Source organism: Tardiphaga sp. (assembly GCF_028290785.1).
GTDB lineage: Bacteria > Pseudomonadota > Alphaproteobacteria > Rhizobiales > Xanthobacteraceae > Tardiphaga.
In genome coordinates this window covers 1-4,954 of the sequence record NZ_JAQGJD010000325.1, presented here as the reverse complement: position 1 = coordinate 4,954, position 4,954 = coordinate 1, and the positions used below count along the sequence as shown (strand labels likewise).

The following is a 4,954-nucleotide window of genomic DNA, read 5'->3' as shown; positions in this document are numbered from 1 at the left end:
TTGAGAATGCCGACATCGACCGCGGCGACCACGATCTTGGCGTCCTCGCCGGGATTGAGGCCGCCGAGCTTGACCGGCAGCTTCAGCGTGGTGCTCGGCCGCACCAAGGCCGGCGGCGACAGCACGACGTCGAGGGTGCGCGCCTTCTTGTCGATGCCGAACCATTTCACGCCGATCGCCCGGCCCGGCATCCGCTTGGCGCTGGCGTCGAGCGGCCGGCGCAAGGTCGCCACCACATAGGCGCCGGTGCCCCAGTCCTTGCCGACGGCAATCTTGACCTGCGAGGCGCCTTCCTTGACAGGCACCGACTGCGTCGTCACCAGCCGGTCGCCAAGCACGTTGATGGTCAGGCGTCCCGCCGAGCGGGCGTTGACTGACACGGTCATGGTGTCGCCGGAGGCGTATTCGGGCTTGTCGATGGAGGTCTCCAGCAGGTCCGGCGTGTCGGCGCTGCCGTCGGAATACCAGCCGACATCGAACTGCACCGAGGTCAGCGGACCGTCGGCCTCGGTGGATTTGACGTCGAGGCGGTAGCGGCCGGACTGCGGCTGCAATTGAATGCGGGCCGGCGCGTTGGCGGCAACGTTCAGATCGCCGTCGGCGACGCGCTTGGTCGATTTCACCGGCTCGTAATTCCAAGACGAACTCTGCCGGTACCACTGATAGGTCGACTCCAGCTTCAGCAGTTCGTAGCGCAGGCCGGAGCGCGGCAGCGACGTGCCCTCGGGCGACACAAACACCACGTCGAAGCCGGCATTGTCGCCCTCGGCGACGTTCTTGTCCTTAAACAGTGGTTTGACGCCGATCATCGCCGCGGCCGGCGCCACCGGCAGCACCAGCTTGCGCTCGACCGCGCGGCCACCGGCCTCGGTCATGCGGATGAAGATCTGCGCTTCCTGCGGCCGCGTCGAGGACGGCGGCTTCGGCAGGCTGACCGGGAACGTTGCCACGCCATTGGCATCGGCTTCCGGCAGGTTCTCGATCGGGGTGCGCTCGTTGCTGGTGGTTTCGTCGTCGGAAACGCCGAACTGGTAGCCGGCGAATCCCGGCCGGCCGGAGGCCGGCGCGACCAGCAGGTCGCCTTCCAGCTGCAGGCCCGAAGCCGGCGCGCCATACAGGAAATGGCCATCGACTTTCAGCTCAACCGGTTTCTCAGCAAAAATCTGCTTGTCTTTGCTGGATATATCGAATTCGATTCGGTCCGGGACATAATCCTCGACCATGAAGGTGGTCTCGCCGACCGACGATCCCTTCGGATCCGTGAAGGCACGAGCGCGCCAGGTGCCGGTCGGCACCGCCGTATTCAGCGGCAGCGTGAGGCTGCGGCCGCCCGCGCCCTGATCGGCCAGCACGGCGCGACGGAACTCGACACCGTCCGGCCGCTCCACCACCAGCGTCAACGGCCCCCCGGTGACGGCATTGCCCTGCCCGTCGCGCAGCAGCGCGGTGAGGTAGACCGTCTCGCCGGAGCGATACACGCCGCGCTCGGCATAGACAAAGGCATCGGCGCCGGCCGGCACCGTACGGCCGGAAGCGCCGCGGTCGCTGAGAGCGAAGGGGTTGGATTTGAGGCTGAGGAAGGCGTAGTCGCCCTTGTCGCTGGTGACAGTCAGCAGCGCCGGCGACAACCCGCCCTCGCCCTTGGCCAGACCCGCCTCGAACAGCACATGGCCGGAATCGTCGGTCTTCCGGGTCGCCAGGATCTCGTTGTTGCGCGCCACCAGGCGGATGTCGGCTTTCCCGGTGGGGTCGGTCGAGGCCAGCGAATTGACGAACACGTGGATGCCATCATTGCCGGAGAAGGCGGTGAGGCCGAGGTCCGACACAATAAACCACTGCGTCGCCAGCGAGCCGTCTTCATCGCCATTGCCACCGGCGCCCGGCCCCTTGGCCGCCGCGGTCATGACATAGACGCCGGGCTGCAGCTCGCCGATCGCCTGATCGACCGGAAACGCCGTGGTGACGTCGGTATTGAGCGTCGAGGCGGTCGCCAACTCGCCGGTCCAGACCTTGACGCCGCGCTCGTTGCCGAGCTCGTCTAGCTGGTACTTGCTCAGCGACGTCTGGAAGTCGCTGCCAATGACCGTGTTGATGAGGTTGCGGTCGCCGATCCGGAACACGTTGACGGTGACGGCCTGGGTGTTGACCGAGACCACGGGAATGCCCTGCTGGCCGGTGCGCGGCAGCACGTAGGCGCGGCCGGTGAAGCGCGCGAACGGCTTGCGGTCGCGGACATAGATGTTGAACTCGGCGGATTTCGGCAGGCTCTCCTTCACCGTCGATGGCAGGCCGGCGCGCAGATTGATGTTGTAGCGCTCGCCATGCTTGAGGCCTTCGACGCAGAGCTGCTTCTCCTCCGAGCTCAGCGCCGGCTTGTCGCTGCCGGCCAACGCCAGGAACGGCGCGAAATCGACCCGCTTGGCAAGATCTTCCGAGAACTGGAAACAGGCCCGCGGCGAGGCGGAATCCGAGTCCACGGTGTAATCCAGCAGCCGGAAGCCGTGATCGTCGCGCAGCTTCTCATATTGACCTCTGACATCGGCGACCTCGCGCAGGTCGAGCGACAGCCGCAACGTATCCAGCGCCGGACGCCACAGTTTTCGGTCGGCCATGGCACGGCCCAGCACGGCCAGCGATTCGGCCTCCTCGCCGGCATTGCCGGCGCGCTGATAGGCGATGTAGGCGGCGGTGGAGGCGCGCTCCAGCAGGAAGGTGGTTTCGGTCGAGGTTGCCGGCCGGATCTGGAAGATGGTCTTGGCCAGCCGCAGCCAGTTGCCGCTGTCGTCGGGCGATATCGCCACGATCTGGCCCAGTGTGGTCAGCCCGGCGCGATAGTCGCCGCGCTTGAAGGCGGCGTCGGCATCGCTGCGCAAGGTCGCCGCCGATTTGGCGACCGCTCCCGCCTCGCTCTTGATCTGGGCTTCCAGCTTGATCGCCGAATCGGCGAGATCGTCGCGTCGAAAGGCCTTGTCGGCCGCCCCGGCGGAAACGATGCCGAACGCCAGCGCGGCGCAGATGCTGACAGCGCGAACCAAAGCAATCATGGAAGGCTCCCTGCACGAGCGAACGCCTGCAGGCGTTCAGCGGTGCGCAAAATGGTGACGGACTGTGGCACGAGCGGCTACCGACCTTCGATCGTCTCGGAAATACGGTGACGAACCCGGCAGGCTGCGATTCCTGCGCGAATGTTCCGCATCATGGCGGTGAGCCCTGCCAAAGGTAAAGCCACATCGCCATCGGTATGTCGCGGCCATCCGGCATCCGGTTCGGTGGAGATCGGCGGGCCGAACAATTTTCACGGCGACCCGCATGGGCGCGGCAAACGTCGATTCTCGATGCGATTCGCGTCGCATCGGTCGCCACGCGGTCGCTACCCGCACACGCTTGGCGAACCGCGTGCATCAACGGCTACCTGCGCAGATCGATTATTAACGCGGTCTTCACCATGCAGCAGCGGAACTGCATTCAATTTGCCTTAAAAGGTACGTGGCTGCTGTGGATGGTCGGGTTGAGGCTGGCTGTTGCAAGGGAGTGACAGTCAGCCCGGCCAAAACCTATAGGGTCAAATCAACATCACCCAGTCGGGTCGATCCTTCGGAGAGTTCTCGTGAAAAAAATTCTGCTCGCTTCTGTCGCCTTCATCGCTTTGGCCTCGTCGGCTTCCGCCGCTGATCTCGCAGCGCGCCCCTACACGAAGGCCCCGGCCTACGTCGCAGCCCCGATCTACAACTGGACCGGTTTCTACATCGGCGGCCACGTCGGCGGCGCGTTCTCGGGCAACAACGGCTTCGCCGGCGTTTCCAACAACAACAACGATGGCCAGTTCATGGGCGGCGTTCAGGGCGGCTACGACTATCAGTTCGCTCCGAACTGGGTGTTCGGTGTTGAAGCCCAGTACTCCTGGACCGGCAACAGCAGCAACACCGTCGTGTTCCCGGCTCCTGGCCTTGGCTACACCTACGGTTCGAACATCAAGGAAATCGGCTCGGTTACCGGCCGCGTTGGTTACACCTGGGGTCCGGCCCTGCTGTACGTCAAGGGCGGTTACGCCTGGGCTGAAATGGACCGCAACCTGGTTGTGCCCGTTGTTGGCGGCGTTGCCGGCGTGAACGGCAGCAAGGACGGCTACACCGTCGGCGCCGGCTTGGAATACCTGTTCACCCAGAATTGGTCGGGCAAGGTCGAGTACCAGTACTACGACTTCGGCAAGACCTCGTTCGCAGCGCCGGCGCTCGCCAGCTTCGGTTCGACCCGTAACGACGAGCACACCGTCAAGGCTGGCCTGAACTACCGCTTCAACCTGGGCAGCTTCGGCGCCGGTTTGACCCCCGCGAAGTACTGATTTCTTCCCATCGGAAGAATAACGGGGCCGGCAGCAATGCCGGCCCTTTCCACATCCGGACACCCCCGGCTTGGGCGCGCGGCGCCCCGCCGGTAAAAGTACGGCGATCAACAAAAATGGCGTTTGGCGGTGGCGGTCGGTGATCGGACCTGCTATGAACGCTGACGATTTAACCAGGAGAGTGCAGTGACGACAGGCGTGGTAAAGTGGTTCAACGCAACCAAGGGTTTCGGATTCATTCAGCCGGACAACGGCGGCAAGGATGTCTTCGTGCACATCTCCGCAGTCGAACGTGCCGGCCTCGGCTCCCTCAATGAGGGCGACAAGGTCAGCTTCGAAGAGCAGGAAAACCGCGGCAAGACCTCGGCCGAAAACCTCCGGGTCGGCTAAGCCTTCTTGCTATGGATTTCGAAAAACCCGCCGGAAACGGCGGGTTTTTTTGTGGGTGAAGCACAGCCCTTGCCGCGAAATGCACCGGGACAGGCTTGGCGCGGAAGCGGATTTTTCATATTGGCAATGCTATGAACACCCCGACGGTCCCATAGCTCAACTGGATAGAGTAACGGATTTCTACTCCGTGGGTTGCAGGTTCGAATCCTGCTGGGATCGCCA

3 protein-coding genes and 1 tRNA gene are annotated in these 4,954 nt (G+C 64.1%); 3 read left to right on the top strand and 1 reads right to left on the bottom strand.

Going from position 1 to position 4,954, the window contains the following annotated elements; translation table 11 throughout:
• On the bottom strand, window positions 1-3,044 hold a 3,044-nt coding region (locus JWR89_RS20670; protein ID WP_299719599.1), incomplete at its 3' end, for an MG2 domain-containing protein.
• Window positions 3,045-3,607: 563 nt separating this feature from the next.
• Here JWR89_RS20670 and JWR89_RS20665 point away from each other — a divergent pair.
• The 3 genes from JWR89_RS20665 (at window position 3,608) to JWR89_RS20655 (ending at window position 4,954) form a co-directional block, all read left to right on the top strand.
• On the top strand, window positions 3,608-4,342 hold the full coding sequence (locus tag JWR89_RS20665) for an outer membrane protein (protein WP_299719597.1): 735 nt from the start codon (window positions 3,608-3,610) through the stop codon (window positions 4,340-4,342).
• A 186-nt stretch (window positions 4,343-4,528) separates the two neighbouring features.
• Complete coding sequence (locus JWR89_RS20660) at window positions 4,529-4,732, top strand: cold-shock protein (protein ID WP_299719595.1); 204 nt, start codon at window positions 4,529-4,531, stop codon at window positions 4,730-4,732.
• Window positions 4,733-4,877: 145 nt separating this feature from the next.
• Window positions 4,878-4,954, top strand: a tRNA-Arg gene (locus tag JWR89_RS20655).